The sequence below is a fragment of the Streptomyces sp. NPDC057638 genome (assembly GCF_042800315.1).
Taxonomy (GTDB): Bacteria; Actinomycetota; Actinomycetes; order Streptomycetales; family Streptomycetaceae; genus Streptomyces.
Genome location: NZ_JBHVHF010000585.1, coordinates 1 through 1,760 on the forward strand (window position 1 = coordinate 1; position 1,760 = coordinate 1,760).

Here is a 1,760-nt window from a genome sequence, read left to right on the forward strand (position 1 = left end):
GGGCCAGTCTGCCCCGGCGGCTCCCGGTCCCTTCCCCGCCCCCGTATCCGTCGCGTCCGTACCTCCGTATCCGTCGCGCCACCAGACGTCGCCGTCACTTCCGGAACCACCCCGAGCCCATGTGACGCGGGTCATAGGAACCCGGACCGCCCACCGAGCAGTGCAGATCATGAACACTTCCTCCATCCCCCGCCGAGGCGTCCTCAGGACGCTCGCCGTCGCCGTCGCCCTGGTCGGCGGCACGGTCCCCGCGTGGAACTCCGCCGCCCACGCCGTGACACCGCCGGAGACCTTCACGCTGACCATCAAGCATCTCGGCCGTGACGGCCTGGCGGCCGAGCACTACAAGACCATCGTCTCGGGCCTCTCCGGCGCGGGCGCCGACGAGGTCGTCAGGGCGTCGAAGGACCCTTCCGGCGTCGTCTCGGTGACACTGCCCCGGGGGCGGTACGTCCTGGAGAGCGAAATGCACACCGGCATCCCGGGCGGCGTCCTGGACTGGCTCGTCCAGCCGCGGCTCGACCTCGACGGGGACACCACCGTCACCGTCGACGCGCGCACCACGGCCCCGGTCGATGTCCGTCCGCCGGACGCCGCCGCCGGGCAGGTGCTCGCTTTCGTGGGTGTGCTGGTCAGCCATGGCGGCAAGCAGCACCTGGCCAACTACACCACCGCCGGGTCGCCGCTGAGGATCGGTCATATGGGCCCGGACGCGGAGCCCGGCTCGCTGCGGCAGTGGTACGACGTGTACTGGAAGTCCGGGACGGACCGGGGCTATGGCCTCAGCCATTCCGTCACCGGTTCCCGCGCCCTGACCGGACTCGTCAAGCACCCCGAGGCGAAGGATCTGGCCACCATCAAGGTCCGTGGCGTGGAACGCTCGGAGCCCGGGGGCGCCGTGTTCCTCGGGGTCGAGCCGAGCCAGGGGGAGAGCGCCGGAGTGCCCTACCGGCTGCCCGCCTCGGCCGACTTCTCCTATCTGGTGACGCCCGAGCGCGGCTCCTGGAACCTCGGCTACTCCGCCCATGACGCCGATGGCAACACCATCGACCGCTACGAGGCACCCCAGGTGCCCGTGAGCGCCGGGGCCACCACCACGCGCACCTTCGGCAACGCCGTCATCGGCCCCGACCTCACCGGCCGCCCCGGGGTGGTCCGGGAGGGGGACCGGCTCTCCGTCGATGTCCCGCTGCTGGCGGACAGCGACGGGCATGTGCCCGCGCGTACGGACTTCACCGGCGCCACGACCACGCTGCGCCGGGACGGGGTCGTCATCGGCCAGGAGTCGGGCACCCCCGGCCGTGCCGTGTTCACCCTGCCCGCCGGACCCGGGACCTACCGCCTCACCAGCACCGTCCGGCGCGGCGCTGCGGGCACGGGCGGCCGGGTGAGCGCCGAGTGGACCTTCGCCGCACGGGCCGTGAGCGGCCCGGTCGCGGTGCCGGTCAGCGTGGTCCGCTTCACGCCCGAGCTGACCCTGCGGGGCACGGCGGCGGCCGGGACGGCACTGCGCGTCCCCGTCACCGTGCAGGGCGCCGCGGCCCAGGGGCGGATCCGCTCGCTGACGGTCTCGTTCTCGGTGGACGGCGGCGCGAGCTGGCGGCGGCTGCCGGTCGTGCGCGGCGCGGTCACCGTCCCCAACCCGCGTCCCGGGACCGGCGTCTCGCTGCGCGCGGAGCTGACCGACATCGGCGGCAACACCCTGGTCCAGACCCAGACCGACGCCTACCGCACCCACTGAGCTGTCTCTTATACACATC

1 protein-coding gene is annotated in these 1,760 nt (G+C 73.1%); it reads left to right on the forward strand.

Annotated elements, in window-relative coordinates; translation table 11 throughout:
- The first annotated feature begins 169 nt into the window (after window positions 1-169).
- The gene (locus ACFVIM_RS34990; RefSeq protein ID WP_384310377.1) at window positions 170-1,741 is read left to right on the forward strand and encodes a serine protease; all 1,572 of its coding nucleotides are present in this window, start codon (window positions 170-172) and stop codon (window positions 1,739-1,741) included.
- Window positions 1,742-1,760: the final 19 nt, after the last annotated feature.